The organism is Streptomyces sp. DT224, from assembly GCF_049844595.1.
GTDB lineage: Bacteria > Actinomycetota > Actinomycetes > Streptomycetales > Streptomycetaceae > Streptomyces.
The window spans coordinates 51,782-73,386 of sequence record NZ_JBNCLI010000005.1 but is presented as its reverse complement, the minus strand read 5'-3'; the positions used below and the strand labels follow the sequence as shown (position 1 = coordinate 73,386).

21 protein-coding genes are annotated in these 21,605 nt (G+C 72.0%); 12 read left to right on the top strand and 9 right to left on the bottom strand.

Annotation, left to right across the window (positions count from 1 at the left end; all coding sequences use genetic code 11):
* Positions 1-40 precede the first annotated feature (40 nt).
* From ACLQ2N_RS13490 to ACLQ2N_RS13475, 4 genes are all read left to right on the top strand, one after another.
* Positions 41-1,498, top strand: coding sequence for an aldehyde dehydrogenase family protein (locus ACLQ2N_RS13490; protein ID WP_425812486.1), 1,458 nt, complete (start codon positions 41-43; stop codon positions 1,496-1,498).
* Between the two features lie 56 nt (positions 1,499-1,554).
* On the top strand, positions 1,555-2,196 hold the full coding sequence (locus ACLQ2N_RS13485) for a PadR family transcriptional regulator (RefSeq protein WP_425813203.1): 642 nt from the start codon (positions 1,555-1,557) through the stop codon (positions 2,194-2,196).
* 83 nt (positions 2,197-2,279) lie between these two features.
* Positions 2,280-3,224: an ATP-binding cassette domain-containing protein gene (locus ACLQ2N_RS13480; RefSeq protein WP_425812484.1), complete on the top strand. Its 945-nt coding sequence runs from the start codon at positions 2,280-2,282 to the stop codon at positions 3,222-3,224.
* A gap of 8 nt (positions 3,225-3,232) precedes the next feature.
* Positions 3,233-4,006 (top strand): ABC transporter permease, encoded by a 774-nt coding sequence (locus tag ACLQ2N_RS13475; protein ID WP_425813201.1) that lies wholly within the window; start codon positions 3,233-3,235, stop codon positions 4,004-4,006.
* A 4-nt stretch (positions 4,007-4,010) separates the two neighbouring features.
* Here the strand turns inward: ACLQ2N_RS13475 and ACLQ2N_RS13470 are convergent, their stop codons facing one another.
* Both ACLQ2N_RS13470 and ACLQ2N_RS13465 read right to left on the bottom strand, forming a co-directional pair.
* Positions 4,011-5,435 (bottom strand): glutamate decarboxylase, encoded by a 1,425-nt coding sequence (locus ACLQ2N_RS13470; RefSeq protein ID WP_425812482.1) that lies wholly within the window; start codon positions 5,433-5,435, stop codon positions 4,011-4,013.
* 97 nt (positions 5,436-5,532) lie between these two features.
* Positions 5,533-6,807 (bottom strand): ion channel protein, encoded by a 1,275-nt coding sequence (locus ACLQ2N_RS13465; RefSeq protein ID WP_425812480.1) that lies wholly within the window; start codon positions 6,805-6,807, stop codon positions 5,533-5,535.
* 129 nt (positions 6,808-6,936) lie between these two features.
* Between ACLQ2N_RS13465 and ACLQ2N_RS13460 the strand changes: the two genes are divergently transcribed.
* Positions 6,937-7,695 carry a MerR family transcriptional regulator gene (locus tag ACLQ2N_RS13460; protein ID WP_425812478.1) on the top strand — a complete coding sequence of 253 codons (759 nt, stop codon included), beginning with the start codon at positions 6,937-6,939 and terminating at the stop codon, positions 7,693-7,695.
* Between the two features lie 88 nt (positions 7,696-7,783).
* Positions 7,784-8,488, top strand: coding sequence for a DedA family protein (locus tag ACLQ2N_RS13455; RefSeq protein WP_425812476.1), 705 nt, complete (start codon positions 7,784-7,786; stop codon positions 8,486-8,488).
* Positions 8,489-8,506: 18 nt separating this feature from the next.
* Here ACLQ2N_RS13455 and ACLQ2N_RS13450 read toward each other — a convergent pair whose 3' ends face one another.
* Together ACLQ2N_RS13450 and ACLQ2N_RS13445 are read right to left on the bottom strand one after the other, a co-directional pair.
* The gene (locus ACLQ2N_RS13450) at positions 8,507-10,201 is read right to left on the bottom strand and encodes a threonine/serine ThrE exporter family protein (RefSeq protein ID WP_425812474.1); all 1,695 of its coding nucleotides are present in this window, start codon (positions 10,199-10,201) and stop codon (positions 8,507-8,509) included.
* A 145-nt stretch (positions 10,202-10,346) separates the two neighbouring features.
* The gene (locus ACLQ2N_RS13445; protein ID WP_018520452.1) at positions 10,347-10,841 is read right to left on the bottom strand and encodes an inorganic diphosphatase; all 495 of its coding nucleotides are present in this window, start codon (positions 10,839-10,841) and stop codon (positions 10,347-10,349) included.
* Between the two features lie 86 nt (positions 10,842-10,927).
* On the opposite strand from ACLQ2N_RS13445, the gene dacB reads away from it, so the two are divergent.
* From dacB to folE, 6 genes are all read left to right on the top strand, one after another.
* Positions 10,928-12,415 carry a D-alanyl-D-alanine carboxypeptidase/D-alanyl-D-alanine endopeptidase gene (dacB, locus tag ACLQ2N_RS13440; RefSeq protein ID WP_425812472.1) on the top strand — a complete coding sequence of 496 codons (1,488 nt, stop codon included), beginning with the start codon at positions 10,928-10,930 and terminating at the stop codon, positions 12,413-12,415.
* A 49-nt stretch (positions 12,416-12,464) separates the two neighbouring features.
* Positions 12,465-13,598: a zinc-dependent metalloprotease gene (locus ACLQ2N_RS13435; RefSeq protein ID WP_425812470.1), complete on the top strand. Its 1,134-nt coding sequence runs from the start codon at positions 12,465-12,467 to the stop codon at positions 13,596-13,598.
* 187 nt (positions 13,599-13,785) lie between these two features.
* A complete protein-coding gene (tilS, locus tag ACLQ2N_RS13430; RefSeq protein ID WP_425812468.1) occupies positions 13,786-14,868 on the top strand; it encodes a tRNA lysidine(34) synthetase TilS in 1,083 nt (360 codons plus the stop codon).
* A 100-nt stretch (positions 14,869-14,968) separates the two neighbouring features.
* Positions 14,969-15,508: a hypoxanthine phosphoribosyltransferase gene (gene hpt / locus ACLQ2N_RS13425; protein ID WP_037777945.1), complete on the top strand. Its 540-nt coding sequence runs from the start codon at positions 14,969-14,971 to the stop codon at positions 15,506-15,508.
* A gap of 193 nt (positions 15,509-15,701) precedes the next feature.
* Positions 15,702-17,726: an ATP-dependent zinc metalloprotease FtsH gene (ftsH, locus tag ACLQ2N_RS13420; RefSeq protein WP_425812466.1), complete on the top strand. Its 2,025-nt coding sequence runs from the start codon at positions 15,702-15,704 to the stop codon at positions 17,724-17,726.
* A 150-nt stretch (positions 17,727-17,876) separates the two neighbouring features.
* Positions 17,877-18,482 (top strand): GTP cyclohydrolase I FolE, encoded by a 606-nt coding sequence (gene folE / locus ACLQ2N_RS13415; protein WP_425812464.1) that lies wholly within the window; start codon positions 17,877-17,879, stop codon positions 18,480-18,482.
* Between the two features lie 41 nt (positions 18,483-18,523).
* On the opposite strand, the gene ACLQ2N_RS13410 is transcribed toward folE, so the two are convergent.
* The 5 genes from ACLQ2N_RS13410 to folP all read right to left on the bottom strand — a co-directional run bounded on the left by ACLQ2N_RS13410 (position 18,524) and on the right by folP (position 21,573).
* Positions 18,524-19,009, bottom strand: a complete 486-nt coding sequence (locus ACLQ2N_RS13410) for a DUF3180 domain-containing protein (protein ID WP_425812462.1) — start codon at positions 19,007-19,009, stop codon at positions 18,524-18,526.
* A 67-nt stretch (positions 19,010-19,076) separates the two neighbouring features.
* Positions 19,077-19,688, bottom strand: a complete 612-nt coding sequence (gene folK, locus ACLQ2N_RS13405) for a 2-amino-4-hydroxy-6-hydroxymethyldihydropteridine diphosphokinase (protein WP_425812460.1) — start codon at positions 19,686-19,688, stop codon at positions 19,077-19,079.
* Positions 19,685-20,044 (bottom strand): dihydroneopterin aldolase, encoded by a 360-nt coding sequence (folB, locus tag ACLQ2N_RS13400; RefSeq protein WP_073966343.1) that lies wholly within the window; start codon positions 20,042-20,044, stop codon positions 19,685-19,687. The genes folK and folB overlap by 4 nt, the downstream gene beginning before the upstream one ends.
* 210 nt (positions 20,045-20,254) lie before the next feature.
* Complete coding sequence (locus tag ACLQ2N_RS13395; protein WP_425813198.1) at positions 20,255-20,737, bottom strand: nuclear transport factor 2 family protein; 483 nt, start codon at positions 20,735-20,737, stop codon at positions 20,255-20,257.
* 38 nt (positions 20,738-20,775) lie between these two features.
* Positions 20,776-21,573 (bottom strand): dihydropteroate synthase, encoded by a 798-nt coding sequence (folP, locus tag ACLQ2N_RS13390; RefSeq protein WP_425813196.1) that lies wholly within the window; start codon positions 21,571-21,573, stop codon positions 20,776-20,778.
* Positions 21,574-21,605 lie beyond the last annotated feature (32 nt).

Here is a 21,605-nt window from a genome sequence, read left to right as displayed (position 1 = left end):
GACGCTCCTGCAGGAGTCTGCACCTGAGTTAAGGGATCGCATGTCCTTCTTCCACGAGCTGGCCGGCCAGTACATCGACGGTGAATGGCGGACGGGCACCGGCTCCTGGGACATCATCGATTTCAATCCGTACAACGGTGAGAAGCTCGCCGCGATCACCATCGCCACCGCCGCCGAGGTGGACAGCGCCTACCGCGCCGCCGAGCGCGCGCAGGGGGAGTGGGCGGCGGCGAGCCCGTACCGCCGCCGGGACGTCCTGGAGCGTGCGCTGCGGGTCACCGAGGAGCTGGCCGACGAGATCACCGAGGCGATCATCGACGAGCTGGGCGGCACCCGTACCAAGGCCGCGTACGAGCTGAGCCTCACCCAGGAGTTCCTGCGCGAGGCCGCCCGGCAGGCGCTCTCCAAGGAGGGCCGCATCCTGCCGTCCGCCGCGGACGGACGGGAGAACCTGCTCTACCGGCTGCCCGTCGGGGTCGTCGGCGTCATCAGCCCCTTCAACTTCCCGCTCCTGGTGACGATGAAGTCGGTCGCCCCGGCCCTGGCCCTCGGCAACGCGGTCGTCGTCAAGGCCAACCAGAACTCGCCCGTCGTCGGCGGCGGGCTCGTCGCGAGGATCTTCGAGGAGGCCGGGCTGCCGGCCGGGCTGCTCAACGTGGTCGTCACCGACATAGCCGAGATAGGCGACGCGTTCATCGAGCACCCCGTGCCCCAGGTGATCTCCTTCGCCGGATCGGACCGGGTCGGCCGCCATGTCGCCGCCACCGCGGGCGCCCTCTTCAAGCGGACCGTCCTCGAACTCAGCGGCAACAGCGCCCTGGTGGTGCTGGACGACGCGGACATCGACTACGCGGTCGACGCCGCCGTCTTCAGCCGGTTCATCTACTCCGGCCAGGTCTGCATGGCCGCCAACCGCATCCTGGTGGACCGGCCGGTGGCCGCCGAGTTCACGGAGAAGTTCTGTGCCCGCGTCGCCGCCCTGAAGACCGGTGACCCGCGCGAGCCGGACACCAGCATCGGCCCGGTCATCAACACCTTCCACGCCGACTCGCTGGCCGCCCTCGTGGACCAGGCGATCGCCGACGGCGCCGAGGCGCCGGTGCACGGGCGGGTGCGCGGCAACCTGGTCGAACCGACCGTGCTCACCGGGCTGTCGGAGGGTTCCCCGCTGCTCCACCAGGAGATCTTCGGCCCGGTCGCGCTGCTGATCCCCTTCGACGGGGAGGACGAGGCCGTCCGCATCGTCAACGACAGCCCGTACGGCCTCAGCGGCGCCGTGCACACCGCGCGCACCGGGCGGGGCGTCCGGTTCGCCCAGCGCATCCGCAGCGGGATGTTCCACGTCAACGACTCCACCGTGCACGACGACCCGGGCATCGCGTTCGGCGGCGAGAAGGACTCCGGTCTGGGCCGGATGAACGGGGACGCGGCGGTGGACGCGTTCACCACCCAGAAGTGGATCTCCGTCCAGCACGGCCGCAGCGTCTTCCCCTTCTGACCTCGCCGGACACACGTCCCGCTACGCTGGTCGGGTTGACCAGAGAGGTGGAGGGCATGTCCGCGATCCGGCTGCTGGTCCTCGGCGCCGTGCGCCAGCACGGCCGGGCCCACGGCTACCAGGTCCGCAACGACCTGGAGTACTGGGGCGCCCACGAGTGGTCCAACGCCAAGCCCGGCTCCGTCTACCACGCGCTGAAGCAGCTCGCGAAGCAGGACATGCTCCTCGCCCACGAGGTGGCCCCGAGCACGGCGGGCGGCCCGCCGCGCATCGAGTACGAGATCACCGAACGCGGCACCGAGGAGTACTTCGCCCTGCTGCGCGCCTCGCTCACTTCGTACGACCAGCGGATGGACGTCCTGTCCGCAGGCATCGGCTTCATCGTCGACCTGGAGCGCGCCGAGGCGGTGGCCCTGCTCCGGCAGCGCCTGGAGAACCTCGCGGCCTGGCGGACAGCCGTCACAGAGCACTACCTCCCCGAGGGCGGCCCGGAGCAGCTGGGCCACATCGGCGAGGTCATGAACTTCTGGGTCCACTCGGCGGACGCGGGCGCGGAGTGGACGCGCGGCCTGATCGCGCGGATCGAGGGCGGGGCGTACGTCTTCGCGGGCGAGGGCGCCCCGTTCGTCGGCGTCCTCGCGGAGGGCGAGGAGAACCCGTACGCGACCGGGGTCCAGGACCCGGGCGACGCTCACTAATCAAGTTTGACGAATGACGCGGGGCGGCCTACCTTTCCCCTACTAGTCAAGTTTGATTACTGGACTGCCGGGGGTGTGCTGGATTGCGGGACGCGATCGTGGTCGAGGGAATGCGCAAGCGCTACGGAGGGACCTGTGCCCTGGACGGACTGGATCTGACGGTCGGCCGCTCGACCGTGCACGCCGTGCTCGGACCGAACGGGGCCGGGAAGTCGACGGCGGTCCGCGTCCTGTCGACCCTGCTGCGGTACGACGAGGGCCGGGCCGAGGTGGCGGGGCACGACGTGCGGCGGCAGCCGGCCGAGGTGCGCCGCCGGATCGGGTTGCTCGGCCAGCACCCGGCCCTTGACGAGGAGCTGTCCGGCCGGCAGAACCTGGAGATGTTCGGCAGGCTGTACCACCTGGGCGCCCGCCGGGCCGGGGCACGGGCGGACGCCCTGCTCGACCGGTTCGGCCTCGCGGACACCGGCCGCAAGCCGGTCCGCGACTACAGCGGGGGCATGCGGCGGCGGCTCGATCTGGCGGCCTCGCTGATCACCGGTCCCGAGGTGCTGTTCCTGGACGAGCCGACGACCGGGCTCGACCCGCGCGGCCGCGCCGAGGTGTGGGCCGCGGTGCGCTCGCTGGTCGGCGGCGGCACGACCGTACTGCTGACCACGCAGTATCTGGAGGAGGCCGACCGGCTCGCGGACCGTATCTCGCTGATCGACGGCGGCCGGGTCGCCGCCGAGGGCACGGCCGACGAGCTGAAGGCCCGCGTCGGCGGCGACCGCATCGACGTCGTCGTGCGTGACGCCGCCCAGCTGGCGCGCGCGGCCTCCCTGCTCGAAGGCGGCCAGGTGACGGACCCGGACCGGCGGACCGTCGGAGCACCGGCGGCGGACCGGATGGCGGTGCTCACCGGGGCCGTGCGGGCGCTGGCGGACGCGGGTATCGAGGCGGAGGACATCGCGGTGCGCCGGCCGACGCTGGACGAGGTCTTCCTGGCTCTGACGGACAGCGGTGACGAGAAGGAGGCGGCGGCGTGAGCGCGGCGATGTGGGCGGTGTCCGACTCATGGACGATGACCCGGCGCGAACTGGCCCGCTGGGCCCGGCAGCCGGCGCCGGTGGTGGTGGGCCTGGCGTTCCCGGTGATGCTGCTGCTGATGTTCACCTACCTGGTCGGCAGTGGCCGCGGGATCGAGGGGAAGACCGCCGATTACCTGGTGCCCGGCATGCTGGCGCTGACCATGGCCTTCGGCCTGGAGTCGACCATGCTCGCGGTCACCCGTGACCTGGAGCGGGGCGTCGTGGACCGGTTCCGCTCGATGCCGATGGCATCCGGGGCGGTGCTGGTCGGCCGGGCCGTCGCGGACATGCTCCAGTCGGCCGCCGCGCTGCTGGTGACGGGGGCGGCGGGTTACGCGGTCGGCTGGCGGTGGCACGAAGGGATGGCGGGCGCGCTGGGGGCGGTGGGGCTGCTTCTGCTGCTGCGGTTCGCGATGCTGTGGCTCGGCATCCTGCTGGCGCTGGTGGCGGGGCGGCCGGAGAAGGTGCAGGCGGTGCAGATCCTGGTCTGGCCGGTGGGCTTCCTCTCCACGGTGTTCGCGGTGCCGGAGACGATGCCCGGATGGCTGGGCGCCGCCGTCGAGTGGAACCCGCTCTCGGCCACCGCGACGGCGGTACGCGACCTGTTCGGCAACCCGGGCGCCGACGGCGGCTCCTGGGCGGCCGGGCACGCGCAAGTCCTCGCGCTGCTCTGGCCGCTGGCGCTGCTCTCGGTGTTCTTCCCCTGCGCGGTCCGGCGGTTCGCCCGGCTCGGCCGCTGAATCCTCAGTGGTGGAAGGACGTCGCGGCGTTCTGGTCCCGGGTCAGCGGGTGCGGCTGGGCCCGGAGTTCGGGCATCAGGGAGCGCAGGTCCTCCAGGAACAGTTCCGCCAGGTCCGACGAGAAGCCGTTGCGGCACACGATCCGGAGCACCGAGAGGTCCTCCCGGTCGGCCGGGAAGGTGTACGCGGGCACCAGCCAGCCGCGTTCGCGCAGTCGCCGTGACACGTCGAAGACGTCGTACGCCGTCACCTCCGGCTTGGTGGTGAGCGCGAAGACGGGCAGCTGGTCCCCCCGGGTGAGCAGCCGGAAGTCGCCCAGCTCCTCGATCTTCGCGGCCAGCCCGGTCGCCACGTCCCGGGCCGCCTGCTGCACGGCCCGGTAGCCGTCCCGGCCCAGCCTCAGGAAGGTGTAGTACTGCGCGACGACCTGGGCGCCGGGCCGGGAGAAGTTCAGCGCGAAGGTGGGCATGTCGCCGCCCAGGTAGTTCACCCGGAAGACCAGCTCCTCGGGCAGCTCGGCGGGCGAGCGCCACAGCGCCCAGCCGACGCCCGGGTAGACCAGGCCGTACTTGTGGCCGGAGGTGTTGATGGAGGAGACCCGGGGAAGCCGGAAGTCCCACACCAGGTCCTCGTCGAGGAACGGCGCGACCATGGCGCCGGAGGCCCCGTCGACGTGGACGGGGATGTCGAGGCCGGTGCGTTTCTGAAGGTCGTCCAGGGCCGCGCACAGCTCCGCGATGGGCTCGTAGCTGCCGTCGAAGGTGGAGCCGAGAATGCCGACGACGCCGATGGTGTTCTCGTCGCACAGCTCCACGGCGGCGTGCGGGTCGAGGTGGAAGCGGTCGCCCTCCATGGGGACGAGGCGCGGTTCGACCTCCCAGAACGTGCAGAACTTCTCCCAGCACACCTGCACGTTCACCCCCATCACGAGATTGGGCCTGGCGCTCGCCGGGTAGCGGTCGGCGTTCTTGGCCGCCCAGCGGCGTTTGAGCGCCATCGCGGCGAGCATGCACGCCTCGCTGGACCCGGTCGTGGAACAGCCGACGGCCGCCGAGGGGTCGGGCGCGTGCCAGAGGTCGGCGAGCATCGCCACACAGCGCCGCTCCAGTTCGGCGGTGCGCGGGTACTCGTCCTTGTCGATCATGTTCTTGTCGCGGCACTCGGCCATCAGCACCCCGGCCTGGGGTTCCATCCAGGTCGTGACGAACGTGGCGAGGTTGAGCCGCGAGTTGCCGTCCAGCATCAGCTCGTCGTGGACGAGCCCGTACGCCGTGTGGGGCGGCAGCGGTCCGTCCGGCAGCCGGTGCCTGGGCGGCGCCGCCTCCATCCCGGCGACCGGGTCGGCGACCCCGTAGAAGGGGTTGAGCGCCAGCTTGCGCTGACCGGCCGACGGTTCGCCCTCGTGCGTGGAGCCCCGGTGGAGCGGCATCACGGACCTGCCTTTCTCGGCTCGCGCCCGCGAGACCGGACGAGTCCGACGGTACGGACGGCTCCGGCGCCCGGCACCCGGCACTGGGCCGTCCGGCTCAGCGCAGCGCCGTGCCGTCCTCGCGCAGCTGCATCAGCGGCCGGCCCGTCACCAGCAGCCAGGCAGGCAGCGAGGCCACGCACAGCACCGGGAGCAGGGCCGCGTCGAAGCCCAGCACCGCCGCGGTGAACAGGCTCAGCCAGCCCAGCCTGGTGACGGCCAGCAGCACACCCAGCACCGCGCACGTCACCGCGAGCGCCACCGGCACCGCGTCGACCAGCGCATGGGCGCACAGGCCGAGCGCCACGCCCACGAACACCGCCGGGAAGATCCGGCCGCCCCGGAACCCGCAGGTCGCGGCGATCACCAGGGCGGCGGCCTTCACCACCGCCATCGTCCCGAACCCGGCGGCCGACCAGCCGTCCGGACCGGCGGCGAGCGTCTTCACCTCGTCCAGTCCCTTGAAGAGCGTGAGGTGCCCGCCCAGCGCCCCGAGCAGGCCGAGCGCGAGGCCGCCCAGGGTCAGGGCGAGCACCGGATGCGGCAGGGCCCGGAAGAAGCGGTGGACGAAGGGGAACGCGTACACCGCCGCGAGGCCGAGGACCGCTCCGGCGGAGGCGATCACGAGAGCGGCGAGCAGGTCGCCCCAGCCGGTGTGCGTGTACGGGGGCAGCGACAGGTCGAAGCTGGGGTGCTCGGCCAGCGACATGGTCAGCGACCCGGCGGCACCGGCCGCGAGCGGCCCGAACAGCTTGTCCCAGAGCGCCCCGGCGCCGGGCGCGGCGGCCAGCGTCTCGGTGAGGATCAGGGCGGCGGCGACCGGGGTGCCGAAGAGGGCGCCGATGGTGCCGGCGGCGGCGAGCGCGAGCCACAGCTCACCGGGCGCGCCGGGCGCGATCCGGCGGCCCGCCCAGGCGGCCAGGGCGATGTTGGCCGCGGTGATCGGGTTCTCCGGGCCGAGGCTGACGCCGCCCGCCAGGGCCAGGACGGTGACCACGAGCAGGCCGGGCACCACGGCGGGCGGCAGCGGAGGGTCGACCAGGCCCATGGTCGCCGGGTCCGGGCCGCCCCGGCCGGGTACGGCGCGCAGGACCAGGCCGGTCACCAGGCCCGTGGCCGTGAGCATCACGATCATCCACAGCGAGGAGTACCGCCCCACCGACAGCGCGTCGGGAAGCGTCTCCCACAGCACGTCCTGGAGTTGGTCGGCGAGCAGGCTGACCCCGAGCAGGACCAGGGCCGAGGCCACGCCCACGGCCAGGGCGGGCACGATGAGCACGAGCAGCCGGCGGGCGGGGGCGGGCTCGGCGGCGACGGCGGAATCGGTCGGCATCGGCACACCATAGCGATGCGAAAGCCGTAAAACCGTTTAAAAGGGGCGGGTGGCAGGCGGGACTTGCACCTCACGCCGCGTGAGGGCCCAGGCTCGTACGCGTACCCACACAGGAAGGAGCGGGGAGCCATGGAGCACTCCGTGGGACAGGTCGCCGGCTTCGCCGGGGTCACGGTGCGCACCCTGCACCACTACGACTCCATCGGCCTGCTCTCACCGGGCGGGCGCAGCCACGCGGGCCACCGGCGGTACGACGACGCCGATCTGGACCGGCTGCAGCAGATCCTCTTCTACCGGGAACTCGGCTTCCCGCTGGACGAGATCGCGGCCCTGCTCGACGACCCGGACGCGGACCCGCAGGAGCACCTGCGCCGCCAGCACGCGCTGCTGTCGCACCGGATCGCGGAGCTCCAGCGGATGGCCGCCGCCGTAGAGACAGCGATGGAGGCACGCAGGATGGGCATCAACCTCACCCCCGAGGAGAAGTTCGAGGTCTTCGGCGGCAAGAACCCCGAGGAGCACGCGGAGGAGGCCGAACGCCGCTGGGGCGGCACCGACGCCTACGCCGAGTCGCAGCGCCGGGCCGCCCGCTACACCAAGGAGGACTGGCAGCGGATGAAGGCCGAGGTCGACTCCTGGAGCGAGCGCTATACGGCGCTGATGGAGGCGGGTGAGCCCGCCGGCGGCAAGCGCGCCACGGACCTCGCGGAGGAGCACCGCCTCCACATCTCCACCTGGTTCTACGAGTGCGGCTACGAGATGCACCGGAACCTCGGCGGGATGTACGTCGCCGATCCGCAGTTCAAGGCGTTCTACGACGGCATGCGGCCGGGCCTCGCCGAGCACCTGCGCGACGCCATCGAGGCGAACGCGCGCCGCCGGACGTAGGCGGGTGGAACCCGAGGCCGTCCCGAGGCGTTGATAGCTTGGGGCGGCCACGCAGCCGCCCATCGACCTCATCCTGGAGCCCGGACCCTTGAATACGCTTGCGCTCGGACCGAGCTGGCTGGACCCGGACCATCTCATCGGACAGTTCGGCCTGGCCGGCGTCCTGGTCATCGTCTTCGCCGAGTCCGGGCTGCTCATCGGCTTCTTCCTGCCCGGTGACTCCCTGCTGTTCACCACCGGCCTGCTGGTCACGACCGACAAGCTGCACACCCCGCTCTGGCTGGTCTGCGTCCTGGTCGCGCTGGCCGCGATCATCGGCGACCAGGTGGGCTACCTTTTCGGCCGCAAGGTCGGCCCCTCGCTCTTCAGCCGGCCCGACTCCCGCCTCTTCAAGCAGGAGAACGTCGAGAAGGCCCACGAGTTCTTCGAGAAGCACGGCCCGAAGTCGCTGATCCTGGCCCGCTTCGTGCCGATCGTGCGGACCTTCACCCCGATCATCGCGGGCGTCAGCCGGATGAACTACCGCTCGTTCATCGTGTTCAACGTGATCGGCGGCGTTCTGTGGGGCGTCGGCGTCACCCTGCTCGGCGCCGCCCTCGGCAACGTCGAGTTCGTCCACAAGAACATCGAGGCGATGCTCGTCCTGATCGTGCTGATCTCGGTGATCCCGATCGCCATCGAGTTCCTGCGCGCCCGGAGCAAGGCCAGGAAGGAGGGCCCCGCCGCCGGGAACGGCGAGGTGCCCCCGCAGGACCCGTCCGCCGGCCGCCGCGGCCGCCACGCCAAGCGCTGAGGCCCGAGGGCGACCCGGTCAGAAGCCGCGCGTCCGCTTGGCCGCGCGGCGGTTCGCGCCCCCGACCGCGCCCGGCACCCGCATGAACAGCCGGGAGATCTCGCTCCCCAGGTTCACCCCGATGGCGATGGCCAGCGCCGTCGCCACCGCCGTGGACAGCGAGGCCAGGCCCCGGTCCAGCTCGTTCTGCGCGACGCCCAGCAGGCCGAAGTACGTCGCCGAGCCGGGCAGCAGCGGCCCGATCGCCGCCGTGATGTACGGCAGCGACGACGTGTAGCGGTACCGCGAGAACAGCTGCCCGAACAGCCCGACGAGCCCGGCGGCCGCGGCCGTCGCGGCCACCGCCGACAGCCCGCCCGTCCGGGCCATCGCCCCGTAGATGATCCAGGCCACTCCGCCGTTCAGGGTCACCGCGAGCACCGTCACCCGCTCCTGCTGGAGCAGGATCGCGAAGGACAGGGTCAGCACCATCGACGCCAGGATCTGGATCACCGGCCGGTCGTGCGTGATGAACCGCGCCTCCGGGTCCAGTTCCGCGCCCAGCTGAAGCCCCCCGTACAGGGCCAGCAGCACCCCGGTCACGATCGCGATGAAGAAGTACATGACCTCCAGGAGCCGCGCCGCCGCCGTGATGTAGTACCCGGTCAGGCCGTCCTGCACGCCCGCCACCAGCGCCCGCCCCGGCAGCAGCGCGAACAGCCCACCGGTGATCACCGCCGACGGCCGTACATCCGACCAGTGCGTCAGCGTCAGCGCCACGCCCATCGCGGCGGGCGGCATCGCCGCCACCACGAACTGGTAGAACTCCGGCAGCCCGCGCCCCGCACACAGCCAGGCCAGCCGGTCACCGAGCATCGCCCCGAGCGCCGCGATCACGAACACCAGCGCACCACCGCCGACCAGCACGGACGCCGCACCCGCCAGCCCGCCGGCGGCCAGGGTGAGCACCCAGCCGGCATACGGGTGCCGGTTGCGCCGGATCTCCGCGAGCCGCCGGTACGCCTCCTCCAGCGACACCTCGTCGTCGGCCGTGGTGATGTCGTCGATCAGCCGGAAGACCGCCGCCAGCCGGGTGTAGTCGGTGCCCCGGCGGCGTACCGTACGGCTCGCCGTCACCGGGTCGTCCACCAGCGACGGCTGGTGCGAGATCGACAGCAGGGTGAACGTCACGGTCGGCTCGCAGCGGTCGAGCCCGTAGCTCCGCATCACCGCGAACATGGCCGCCTCGACGTCCTCGGCGCCCTCACCGCCCGCCAGCAGCAGCTCCCCGATACGCAGCGTCAGGTCGAGCACGCGCGGCACCGGGGGCCCCGCCTCCTCGTCGTGCCGCTGGACCGGCTCCGGCGCCGGGCGCTCGGCGACCGGCATCCGCAGCATCGTGCGCATCCGGTCCTGCCAGGGCGCCTCCTTGGTCAGCCGGACCATCGGCACCCCGTACGCCGGGGTGAACGCCGGCGGGGAGTCCCGGAAGCTGTACGTGCTCGGCGTGGCGAACGCCGAGCCGGTCGTCTCGGAGCCGGAAGCGGAACCCGCACCGGACCCGGGACCCGGGGCCGGCGGCTCGGGCGTCACGCCCTCCGGAAGGGCGAACTCCGACGTCGGGTGGTCCTCCTCCGGCACCGCCGGTCCGGTCCCGGCAGGCCGCGAGAAGGCGCTGTGCGCCTCGTCGGACTGGGGCTTCTCGTCATCGGGCCCGTCCGGTTCCGCCACCACTCGACCTCGTTCCTCCTCGGCTGCGCGTCCTCGGCCGCACTCCTGCCCAGTATGGCCACGCCCAAGGGAGGGCACGCGGAACGGGCGGCACACCCACCTGGGTGTACCGCCCGTTCTCAGGCCCGCGACAACCGGAAGCGGAACGTCAGTGCGCGCCGCCCTGCGCCTCAAGGCGCTTGCGGGAGGCGACGATCTCGGCCTCGGCCTCGGCGCGGCCGACCCAGTCGGCGCCCTCGACGGACTTGCCCGGCTCCAGGTCCTTGTAGACCTCGAAGAAGTGCTGGATCTCCAGGCGGTCGAACTCCGACACGTGCTGGATGTCCTGCAGGTGCTCCACCCGCGGGTCGGACGCCGGGACGCACAGCAGCTTGTCGTCGCCGCCGGCCTCGTCGGTCATCCGGAACATGCCGATCGCGCGGCACTTGATGAGGCAGCCCGGGAACGTCGGCTCCTCCAGGATCACCAGCGCGTCCAGCGGGTCGCCGTCCTCACCGAGGGTGTCCTCGACGAAGCCGTAGTCCGCCGGGTAGCTGGTCGAGGTGAAGAGCCGACGGTCCAGACGAATCCGGCCGGTCTCGTGATCCACCTCGTACTTGTTGCGCGAACCCTTCGGGATCTCGATAACGACGTCGAACTCCACGGGTGGCTCCTCCATGATCAACACATACGACTGGTGGTTAAGTGTCCCTCACGCAGATGTGTGCTCGCGAAAGGGGCTGGTCAACGGTGGCCGAGCCGGTGGAAAGACCGTCGACCGAACCGCCGGGCACGCCCGGCGGCAGTTTCGCGGCCCGCCCGGGCGTACGCGGCGGAGTGAACGACTGGCGGTTCACGGCCGTGTCCGCCGTCGTCGGACTGGCCCTCGCGGCCGGCGCCGTCCTCGCCGCCGGACCCTGGGACTCGGGTCAGCGTAAGGCCGAGCGGGACCGGGCGACCGCCGCCGAACGCACAGGTGGCGCACATCACGACGCCGGCGACCCCGAGGGCCCCGCCCCCGCCCCCAGCGCCCCCGCCGTCCTCGCCGCCCTGTCCGCCACCGGCACCGGCCCGGCGAACGCCCCGGCCGGCACCCGCGACCTGCGCGCCGTCCTGGACCCGCTGCTGGAGAACGACGCGCTGGGCACCCGCCGGGCCGCCGTCGTCGTCGACACCGCCACCGGCGAACGGCTCTACGGCAAGGGCGCCGACGCCCCCATGACGCCCGCCTCCACCGTCAAGATCGCCACCACCGTCGCCGCCCTCGCCGCCCTCGGCCCCGCCCACCGCATCCGCACCACCGTGCGCGCCTCCGGCGACCTGCGCACCGTCACCCTCGTCGGCGGCGGCGACCCCACCCTCGACAAGGCCGCCCTGCGCGCCCTGGCCACCGAGACCGCCCGCGCCCTCAAGACTGCCAAGGCCTCCTCCGTACGCCTGCGCTACGACGCCTCGGCCTACTCGGGGCCCGCGCACCACCCGATCGGCCCCAACGAGAACATCGCGCCCATGAGCGCCCTGATGCTGAACGAGGGCCGCCAGGACGACTCCACCAGGGGCCCCGCCCCGCGCACCGAGGACCCGGCGGGCGACGCCGCCCGCGCCTTCGCCGGATACCTGGACAAGGCCGGCGTCACCACCAAGGGCGCACCCGCCCCCGGCCGCCCCGCCAAGACGTCCCGCACCGTCGCCGGCCACCTCTCCGCACCCCTCTCCGGCCTGGTCGAACGCGCCCTGACCAACAGCGACAACGACATCGCCGAGGCCCTGGCCCGGCAGACCGCCATCGCCGCCGGGCAGCCCGCCGACTTCAAGGGCGGCCGACGGGCCGTCACCGCCCGCCTCAAGAAGCTCGGCCTGCCCCTCAAGGGCGTGAACATCGCCGACGGCAGCGGGCTCGACCGGGAGGACAAGGTGACCGCCGCCCTGCTCGCCGGCCTCCTCGCCCGCGCGGCCGACCCCGCCCACCCCGAACTGCGCCCCGTCCTCACCGGCCTCCCCGTGGCCGGCTTCAGCGGCACGCTCAGCAGCCGCTACACCAGCAAGGCCGGCGGCACCGGCTTCATCCGCGCCAAGACCGGCACCCTCACCGGCGTCAACAGCCTCGCCGGCACCGTCGTGGACACCCAGGGACGGCTCCTCGCCTTCGCTTTCCTCGCCTCCGGCACCACCGCCCCCACCGAGGCCCAGAAGGCCCTCGACGGACTCGCCACCGCACTCGGCGCCGGGAAGCGATGAGCCCGTCAACACCGCACCGCATCAAGGGATGAGCACGTACGGTTGACGCATGACGAGCATCGGTGGTGCAGGGATGGTCGACTGGAACCTCGCGGTCGCGACCGCGACCCGGCTTGTGCGGCCGGGCCCCGAGATCAGCCGCGAGGAGGCCCGCGAGGTCGTCGCGGAGCTGCGCAGGCACGCGAAGGCGGCGGAGGAGCACGTCCGCGCCTTCACCCGGATGATCCCCGAGGGAACCGAGCCCGAGGACACCCCCGTCCTCGTCGTGGACCGCACCGGCTGGATCAAGGCCAACGTCGCCGGCTTCCGCGAACTGCTGCGCCCCCTCCTGGAGAAGATGGAGGAACGGCGCACCGGCGGCGCCGGCGGCGCCGTGCTCGGCGCGGTCGGCTCCAAGGTCACCGGCGTCGAGGTCGGGATGCTGCTGTCCTTCCTCGCCTCCCGCGTCCTCGGCCAGTACGAGACCTTCGCACCCGCCACCCGCGAGCTCCCCGCCTCCGCCGACGGCGGCGGCCGCCTCCTGCTCGTCGCGCCGAACATCGTCCACGTCGAACGCGAGCTGGAGGCGGACCCGCACGACTTCCGGCTCTGGGTCGCCCTCCACGAGGAGACCCACCGCACCCAGTTCACCGCGGTGCCCTGGCTCCGCGACCACCTCCAGGGCGAGATCCAGTCCTTCCTGGACGAGACCGACGTCGACCCGATGACCTTCCTGGAGCGGCTGCGGGAGGCCGCCCAGTCCCTCGCCGGCGGCCGGCCCGACGGCGAGTCCGGCGAGGACGGCGGCCGCAGCCTGGTCGAGCTCGTCCAGACCCCCGCCCAGCGCGAGATCCTCGGCCGCCTCACCGCCGTGATGTCCCTCCTCGAAGGGCACGCCGACTACGTGATGGACGGCGTCGGCCCCGAGGTGGTGTCCTCCGTCGCCGAGATCCGCGAGAAGTTCCAGCAGCGCCGCGCCCGCGGCGCGAGCCGCCTCGACCAGGCCCTGCGCAAGCTGCTCGGCCTCGACGCCAAGCTGCGGCAGTACCGGGACGGCGAACGCTTCGTGCGCGCCGTCGTGGACGAGGTCGGCATGGACGGCTTCAACCGGGTGTGGACCTCGCCCAACACTCTGCCGACCAAGGCGGAGATCGCCCGTCCCGCAGACTGGATCGCGAGGGTGCACCGTAAGGCAGAGTCGTGATCAAGGTCCCCGGTACGAAGGAAACGCGCCGGTAATCACCCATCCGAGGGACCGCAGGGGCATGGGAAGGCGTGCAATGCTCGATGAACGGCATTGCTCTGTCACCATCGACGCACTCTGAGTGACGGCACTCCTTCCCGTCCCGGCACTCCGACACACCCCTGAGAACTCACGAAGGGCACCGGACATGGGTCCCCATCCTGCGGTCGCGGCGATACGCCTGGCGGTCCGCCGCGTACTCCACGACGTCATCGCCGAACACGCCGAACAGAACGAATGCGCCGGGCGCGCCCCGCGCCCCGAGCTCGCCCGGGCCGGCGCGGGCAGCCGCCTCGGCACGCTCCCCGAACGCCCCGACACCCCCCTGGTGCTCGTCGCCTGCTCGGGCGGCGCCGACTCCATGGCGCTCGCCTCCGCCCTCGCCTTCGAGGCCCGCAAACTCCCCGTCCGGGCCGGCGGCATCACCGTCGACCACGGCCTCCAGGACGGCTCCGACGCCCGCGCCGCCGAGGTCGCCGCCCGGCTCGCCGCCATGGACCTCGGCCCCGTCGAGGCCGTCGCCGTCCACGTCGGCCGCGAGGGCGGGCCCGAGGCCGCCGCCCGCGACGCCCGCTACGCCGCGCTCGACACCGCCGCCGAGCGCCACGGCGCTGCCGCCGTCCTCCTCGGCCACACCCGCGACGACCAGGCCGAGACCGTCCTGCTGGGCCTCGCCCGCGGCTCCGGCATCCGCTCCCTGTCCGGCATGGCCGCCGCCTCCGGCCCGGCCGGCCGCTACCGCCGCCCCTTCCTCCAGCTCGACCGGCAGACCGCCCGCACCGCCTGCCTCGCCCAGTCCCTGCCCGTCTGGGACGACCCCCACAACATCGACCCCGCCTACACCCGCTCCCGGCTGCGCCACGAGGGCCTGCCGGCGCTGGAGAAGGCCCTCGGCAAGGGCGTGGTCGAAGCCCTCGCGCGTACGGCCCAGCTCTCCCGCGACGACGCCGACGCCCTCGACACCTGGGCCGCCGCCGCCGACCGCGACGTGCGCGACGACGCCGGCCGCCTGGAATGCGCCAAGCTGTACGCCCTGCCCCCCGCCGTACGCCGCCGGGTGCTGCGCCGGGCCGCCATAGAGGCGGGATCCCCGGCCGGTTCGCTCTTCGCCCGGCACATCGAGGAAGTGGACCGCCTGGTCACCGGCTGGCGCGGCCAGCAGGCCATCAACCTCCCCGGCCGCGTCGAAGCCCTGCGCCAGGGTGGCAGACTGGTCATCCGGCAGAGCTGACGCACGAGCGGCTGACAAGCAGGGCGAGCGGCCGTGCGGGCCCGGGGCTCCACCCCGGACCCGGCAGGCACAGAAAGAGACGCGGGTGAACGAGAAGGACATGGGCACCGACCTCCAGTCGGTGCTCCTCACCAAGGAAGAGATCGACGCGAAGCTCGTGGAGCTGGCCGCGAAGATCGACGCGGAGTACGCCGGCAAGGACCTGCTCCTCGTCGGGGTCCTCAAGGGCGCCGTCATGGTCATGGCGGACCTGGCGCGCGCGCTGTCCACCCCCGTCACCATGGACTGGATGGCCGTCTCCTCGTACGGAGCCGGCACCCAGTCCTCCGGCGTCGTACGGATCCTCAAGGACCTGGACACCGACATCAAGGGCAAGCACGTCCTGATCGTCGAGGACATCATCGACTCCGGCCTGACGCTGTCCTGGCTGATGTCGAACCTGGGCTCGCGCGAGCCCGCCTCGCTGGAGATCTGCACCCTGCTGCGCAAGCCGGACGCGGCCAAGGTCGCGCTCGACTGCAAGTGGGTCGGCTTCGACATTCCCAACGAGTTCGTCGTCGGTTACGGACTGGACTACGCGGAGAAGTACCGCAACCTCCCCTTCGTCGGGACCCTCGCCCCGCACGTATACGGAGGCTGAGGGCCCGCGGACCCGTCGCCGGGCCCGCCGGGAACCCTCAAGGGCCGCCCGCCGTTGAGCCTTCGAGGCGCGATTGCCGGACGTCCGAGGCGGACGCCGGTGACCATGCTGGGGTACCGTCCGAAGAACAGTCTTTACTCACAGCAGCATTTACCTACGGGCAGGAGGGACGGGGCGTCTTCGCCTCGTATGGATGGACGTGAAGCGATACTTCCGTGGGCCGGTCATGTGGATCGTGCTGGCCGTCCTCGCCGTGGTCGTGTTGATGAATGTCGTCGGCTCGGGCGGCGGCTACAAGACGGTGGACACCGGACAGGTGATCCAGGCGATCAGCAAGAACCAGGTGGACCAGGCCAAGCTCACCACCGGTGACGATCACATCATCAAGATCGAACTGAAGGACGGCCAGAAGCTGGCCGACGAGTCCGGCAGCAAGTTCCAGGCGAGCTACATCGGCAACCAGGGCGTCCAGCTCGCCGACATGCTCCAGAAGAAGTACGAGAGCGGCGACATCAAGGACGGGTACACCGTCTCGCCCTCGAAGCAGTCCCCGTTCGTCTCGATCCTCTTCTCGCTGCTGCCGTTCGTCCTCATCGTGGTCGTCTTCCTGTTCCTGATGAATCAGATGCAGGGCGGCGGCTCCAAGGTCATGCAGTTCGGCAAGTCCAAGGCCAAGCTGATCACCAAGGACACCCCGAAGACGACGTTCGCCGACGTGGCGGGTTCGGACGAGGCGGTCGAGGAACTCCAGGAGATCAAGGAGTTCCTCCAGGAGCCGGCCAAGTTCCAGGCCGTCGGCGCCAAGATCCCCAAGGGCGTCCTGCTCTACGGGCCTCCCGGTACGGGCAAGACCCTGCTCGCGCGCGCCGTCGCGGGCGAGGCGGGCGTCCCGTTCTACTCGATCTCCGGCTCCGACTTCGTGGAGATGTTCGTCGGTGTCGGTGCCTCCCGGGTCCGCGACCTCTTCGAGCAGGCCAAGGCGAACGCCCCGGCGATCGTCTTCGTGGACGAGATCGACGCCGTCGGCCGCCACCGCGGCGCCGGCATGGGCGGCGGTCACGACGAGCGCGAGCAGACGCTCAACCAGCTGCTCGTGGAGATGGACGGCTTCGACGTGAAGGGCGGCGTCATCCTGATCGCCGCCACGAACCGCCCGGACATCCTCGACCCGGCGCTGCTGCGCCCGGGCCGTTTCGACCGGCAGATCGCGGTCGACCGGCCGGACATGCAGGGCCGCCTGGAGATCCTCAAGGTCCACCAGAAGGGCAAGCCGGTCGCCCCGGACGTCGACCTCGGCGCCGTCGCCCGCCGCACGCCCGGCTTCACCGGTGCCGACCTGTCGAACGTGCTGAACGAGGCGGCGCTCCTGACGGCGCGCGGCAACCAGAAGCTCATCGACAACGCCATGCTGGACGAAGCCATCGACCGCGTCGTGGCCGGCCCGCAGAAGCGGACCCGGATCATGTCCGAGAAGGAGAAGAAGATCACCGCGTACCACGAGGGCGGACACGCCCTGGTCGCGGCGGCCTCGCCCCAGTCGGACCCGGTCCACAAGATCACGATTCTCTCCCGCGGCCGCGCCCTCGGTTACACGATGGTGCTCCCGGAGGAGGACAAGTACTCCACGACGCGCAACGAGATGCTCGACCAGCTCGCGTACATGCTGGGCGGGCGCGCGGCCGAGGAGCTGGTCTTCCACGACCCGACCACCGGCGCCGCGAACGACATCGAGAAGGCCACGGCGACGGCCCGCGCGATGGTCACGCAGTACGGCATGACCGAGCGGCTCGGCGCGATCAAGTTCGGCGGCGACAACACCGAACCGTTCGTGGGCCGCGAGATGGGCCACCAGCGCGACTACTCGGAAGAGGTCGCCGCGCTGGTGGACGAAGAGGTCAAGAAGCTCATCGAGACCGCCCACAACGACGCGTGGGAGATCCTCGTCGAGAACCGCGACGTGCTGGACACCCTGGTCCTCCGCCTCCTGGAGAAGGAGACCCTGGGCAAGGAGGAGATCGCCGAGATCTTCGCCCCGATCGTCAAGCGCCCGGCCCGCCCCGCGTGGACCGGCTCCGCCCGGCGCACCCCGTCCACCCGTCCGCCGGTCCTCTCCCCGAAGGAGCTCGCGCTCACCAACGGCGCGAGCACGGCCGCCGGCTCGGTCACGGACACCGTCCCGAGCACGGAGGCCCTCCCCGAGGACCGTCCCGAGAGCTAGTCACCGTCCCGGTGTGTCCCCCGTCACGGGGTTCCCGCCAGGCCCGGAATGGAAGCCGCGCCCCCCAGGTTCTAGCCTGTCGGGGGCGCGGCTTTCTCCGTACACCTGCGCGGATGCCCCCGCAGCGACAGCTCAAGGAACGAGGCACACATGACCGACCCGGTGACGCTGGACCCCCAGGGGCCGATCGGCGAGTTCGACGAGAAGCGTGCCGAGGCTGCCGTCCGGGAGCTGCTGCTGGCCGTGGGCGAGGACCCCGACCGCGAGGGCCTGAAGGAGACGCCGGGGCGGGTGGCGCGGGCGTACAAGGAGATATTCGCCGGCCTGTACCAGCGGCCCGAGGACGTCCTGACGACCACGTTCGACCTGGGCCACGACGAAATGGTGCTGGTCAAGGACATCGAGGTGTTCAGTACGTGTGAACATCATCTGGTCCCGTTCCGCGGGGTGGCGCACGTCGGGTACATTCCGGCCACCAGCGGCAAGATCACCGGTCTGTCGAAGCTGGCCCGGCTGGTGGACGTCTACGCCCGGCGGCCGCAGGTGCAGGAGCGGCTGACCACGCAGATCGCCGAGTCGCTGATGGAGATCCTGGAGCCGCGCGGCGTCATCGTCGTCATCGAGTGCGAGCACATGTGCATGTCGATGCGCGGAATCCGCAAGCCCGGGGCGAAGACGCTGACCTCCGCGGTCCGTGGGCAGCTGCGCGACCCCGCGACGCGCGCCGAGGCCATGAGCCTCATCATGGCGCGCTGACCCCGCCTCCGGCCTGTCCACGAGCCGGACCGGCGTCGGCCCTACGCCGCCGCCGCGTCCGGCTTGTTGTCGTCCTTGTCGTCCGGGAGCTTGCAGACGTGTTCCAGGAAGAGGGCGGCGGCGATGACCGCGATGCCGGCCAGGACCGCGAAGCCGGCGTAGACGGCCTGGTCGCGGCGGGGCGGGTTGTCCAGGGAGCCGAGCAGGAAGACGGCCGTGCCGCCGTACATGCCGGAGACCAGGGCGACGACCAGGGCGCTCGCCTGGGCGAAGACCAGGGCGCGGGCGGCCATCAGGGGCTCGACGCCCTTGGCGCCGGGGCGGCGTTCGCGCTGGGCGCGCAGACGGGCGCGGATGGACAGCGCCGTGGCCAGCAGGACGACGGCGATCAGCGCGAGGACGATGGGCGCGAAGAGCGGGACGCTCGGCAGTGTGCCCAGGGAGTCCCAGAGGCGGGCGGCGCCCCAGGACAGGACTCCGGCGGCGGCGAAGAGGCCGGCCAGGACCCCGAGCCGTAGTTGCTTCACCGGGTGAGCCGCCCTTCGCCGCATGTGACCGTCGTGATCGTCGTGCTGTGTCCTGTGAGCCTAACGACTACTCGGGCAGCCGGAGTTCCAGGTCGGCCCGGGGAAGCACGCCGTCGCGCCCGAGACCGGTCAGCAGCTCGGCGACCGGGCCCGCGCCGGGCAGCTGGGCCTCGGGGTCCACGTCGTACCAGGGGGCGAGGACGAAGGCGCGCTCACGGGCCCGGGGGTGGGGGAGGGTGAGCACGGGGTCGTCGGAGACGACATCCGCGTACGAGACGATGTCGACGTCGATGGTGCGCGGGCCCCAGCGCTCCTCGCGGACCCGCTCGAAGGCTTCCTCGATGGCCTGGCCGCGCTCCAGGAGCGAGGACGGGGGCAGCGTCGTCTTCACGACGATCACCGCGTTGAAGTACGAGGGCTGGGAGCCCGGGTCGACGCCCCAGGGCTCCGTTTCGTACACCGGGGAGACCGCCTTGACCCGGAGGCCGGGCGTGTCCTCCAGGGCGTCGATGGCGCCCTGGAGCGTCTCCAAGCGGTTGCCCAGGTTGGCCCCGAGGGAGAGCACGGCGAGTTTGGGGTTGGAGAGGGTGATGTCCGCCGCGTCCACCTGCTCGACCACGGAGGCGGGCACCGGCTGTACGGTCGGGTCGCTCTGCCCTTCGGTGGAAAATGCAGTCATGCTCGGCTCCGGGTGATGGTGATGGTGACGTCGTCGAACGGGACGGTGATGGGCGCGTCCGGCTTGTGCACCACGACCTCCACCTCCTCGACGCCGTCGTGCTTGAGGCACTGCTGGGCGATGCGCTCGGCGAGCGTCTCGATCAGGTCGACCGGCTCGCCCTGGACCACCGCGACGACCTCCTCCGCGACCACGCCGTAGTGCACGGTCTTCGTCAGGTCGTCCGTGGCTGCCGCGGGGCGGGTGTCGAGGCCGAGCACCAGGTCCACGATGAACGTCTGTCCCTCTTCCCGTTCCCGGGGGAAGACGCCATGGTGCCCGCGGGCCTTGAGGCCGCGCAGCGCGACACGATCCACGCGAATCACTCCTGCTGTCGTTGGTCGTAGGGGCACGGGGCCGCGTGCGGGCGGCCGGGTGCCCGATTTCGAATCTACCTGCGAGCACCGACAGCCCTCCCCCGTGGGGCCTGGCCTGCGGGCACGGAACAGATAGCCGCTGATACCCCGATGCGGCCGGGTCCAATCACCCGGGGCAGGCTTTCGTGCCCGCAAAAGGGGCGGGGCGGCTCAGGGCGAGGGGTCTTCGTCCTCTTCCTCGCCGGTTTCGGCCAGTACGGGCGAACCGTGGTGCGACCAGAGCTTCCAGCCGTCCGGCGTGTGCCGGAACACATTCGTGGCGACGACGAGCTGCCCGACGAGGGGGCCGAGCGAGGACCCCTCCTCGGCGGGGCCGCCGCTGAGGATGTTCTCGGTGCAGGTCACCAGCGCGGTGTCTCCGGTCATGGAGACACCGACGTCGGTCAGGAAGAACTGGATGTACTCGGTGTTCGCCATGATCAGCGCGTAGCTGCGCAGCACCTCGCGCCGCCCGCTGAGCACCGGCCAGCCCGGGTGGACGCAGGAGACCGTCAGCTCCTCGTCCGGCAGCCAGGCGGCGGTCAGCGCGTCCAGGTCGCCGCGCTCCACCGCCTCGTAGTACGCGGTGTTGGCCTGCTCGACGGCCGCGATGTCGGCGGCGGCGTCCGCGTGCTCGTCGCCCGGCCCGCTCACCTCGTCGCCCGGCCCGGTCACCTCGTCGCCCGGCCCGGTCACGCGGCTCCCTCGATGGCGCGGGCGACCCGGACGGCGTCGGCGGTGGCCCGCACCTCGTGGACGCGGACCGCCCAGGCGCCGGCCCGGGCGGAGAGGGCGGAGACGGCGGCGGTGGCGGCGTCGCGCTCGCGGGCGGGCGGCGGGGCGGCGCCCTCGCGGGCCAGGACGTGGCCCAGGAACCGCTTGCGGGACGCGGCGACCAGCAGGGGGCGGCCGAGGGCGTGCAGCGCGTCCAGCCCGGCCAGCAGCGCCAGGTCGTGCGGGGCGTCCTTGGCGAAGCCGAGCCCGGGGTCGATCACGAGGCGTTCCGGGGCGATGCCGCCGGCGACCACCGCGTCCATCCGGGCGCGCAGCTCGTCGGTGACCTCGCCGACCACGTCCTCGTACACCGCCCGGCTGTTCATCGACTCGCTGAAGCCGCGCCAGTGCATGACGACGAACGGCGCGCCCGCGGCGGCGACCACGGGGACCATGTCCGGGTCGGCCTGGCCGCCGCTGACGTCGTTGACGAGGACCGCGCCGGCGGCGATCGCCTGCTCGGCGACGCGGGCGCGCATGGTGTCGACGGAGACCGTGACGCCCTCCGCCGCCAGGCCCCGGACGACCGGGACCACCCGGCGCAGCTCCTCGGACTCGTCCACCCGGCTGGCGCCGGGGCGGGTGGACTCGCCGCCGACGTCCACGAGGTCGGCGCCCTCGGCGACCAGGTCGAGGCCGTGCTTGACGGCCGTCGTGGTGTCGAACCAGCGGCCCCCGTCGGAGAAGGAGTCGGGGGTCACGTTGACGACCCCCATGACCGCGCAGCGGTCCCACTCCGGCAGCCCCT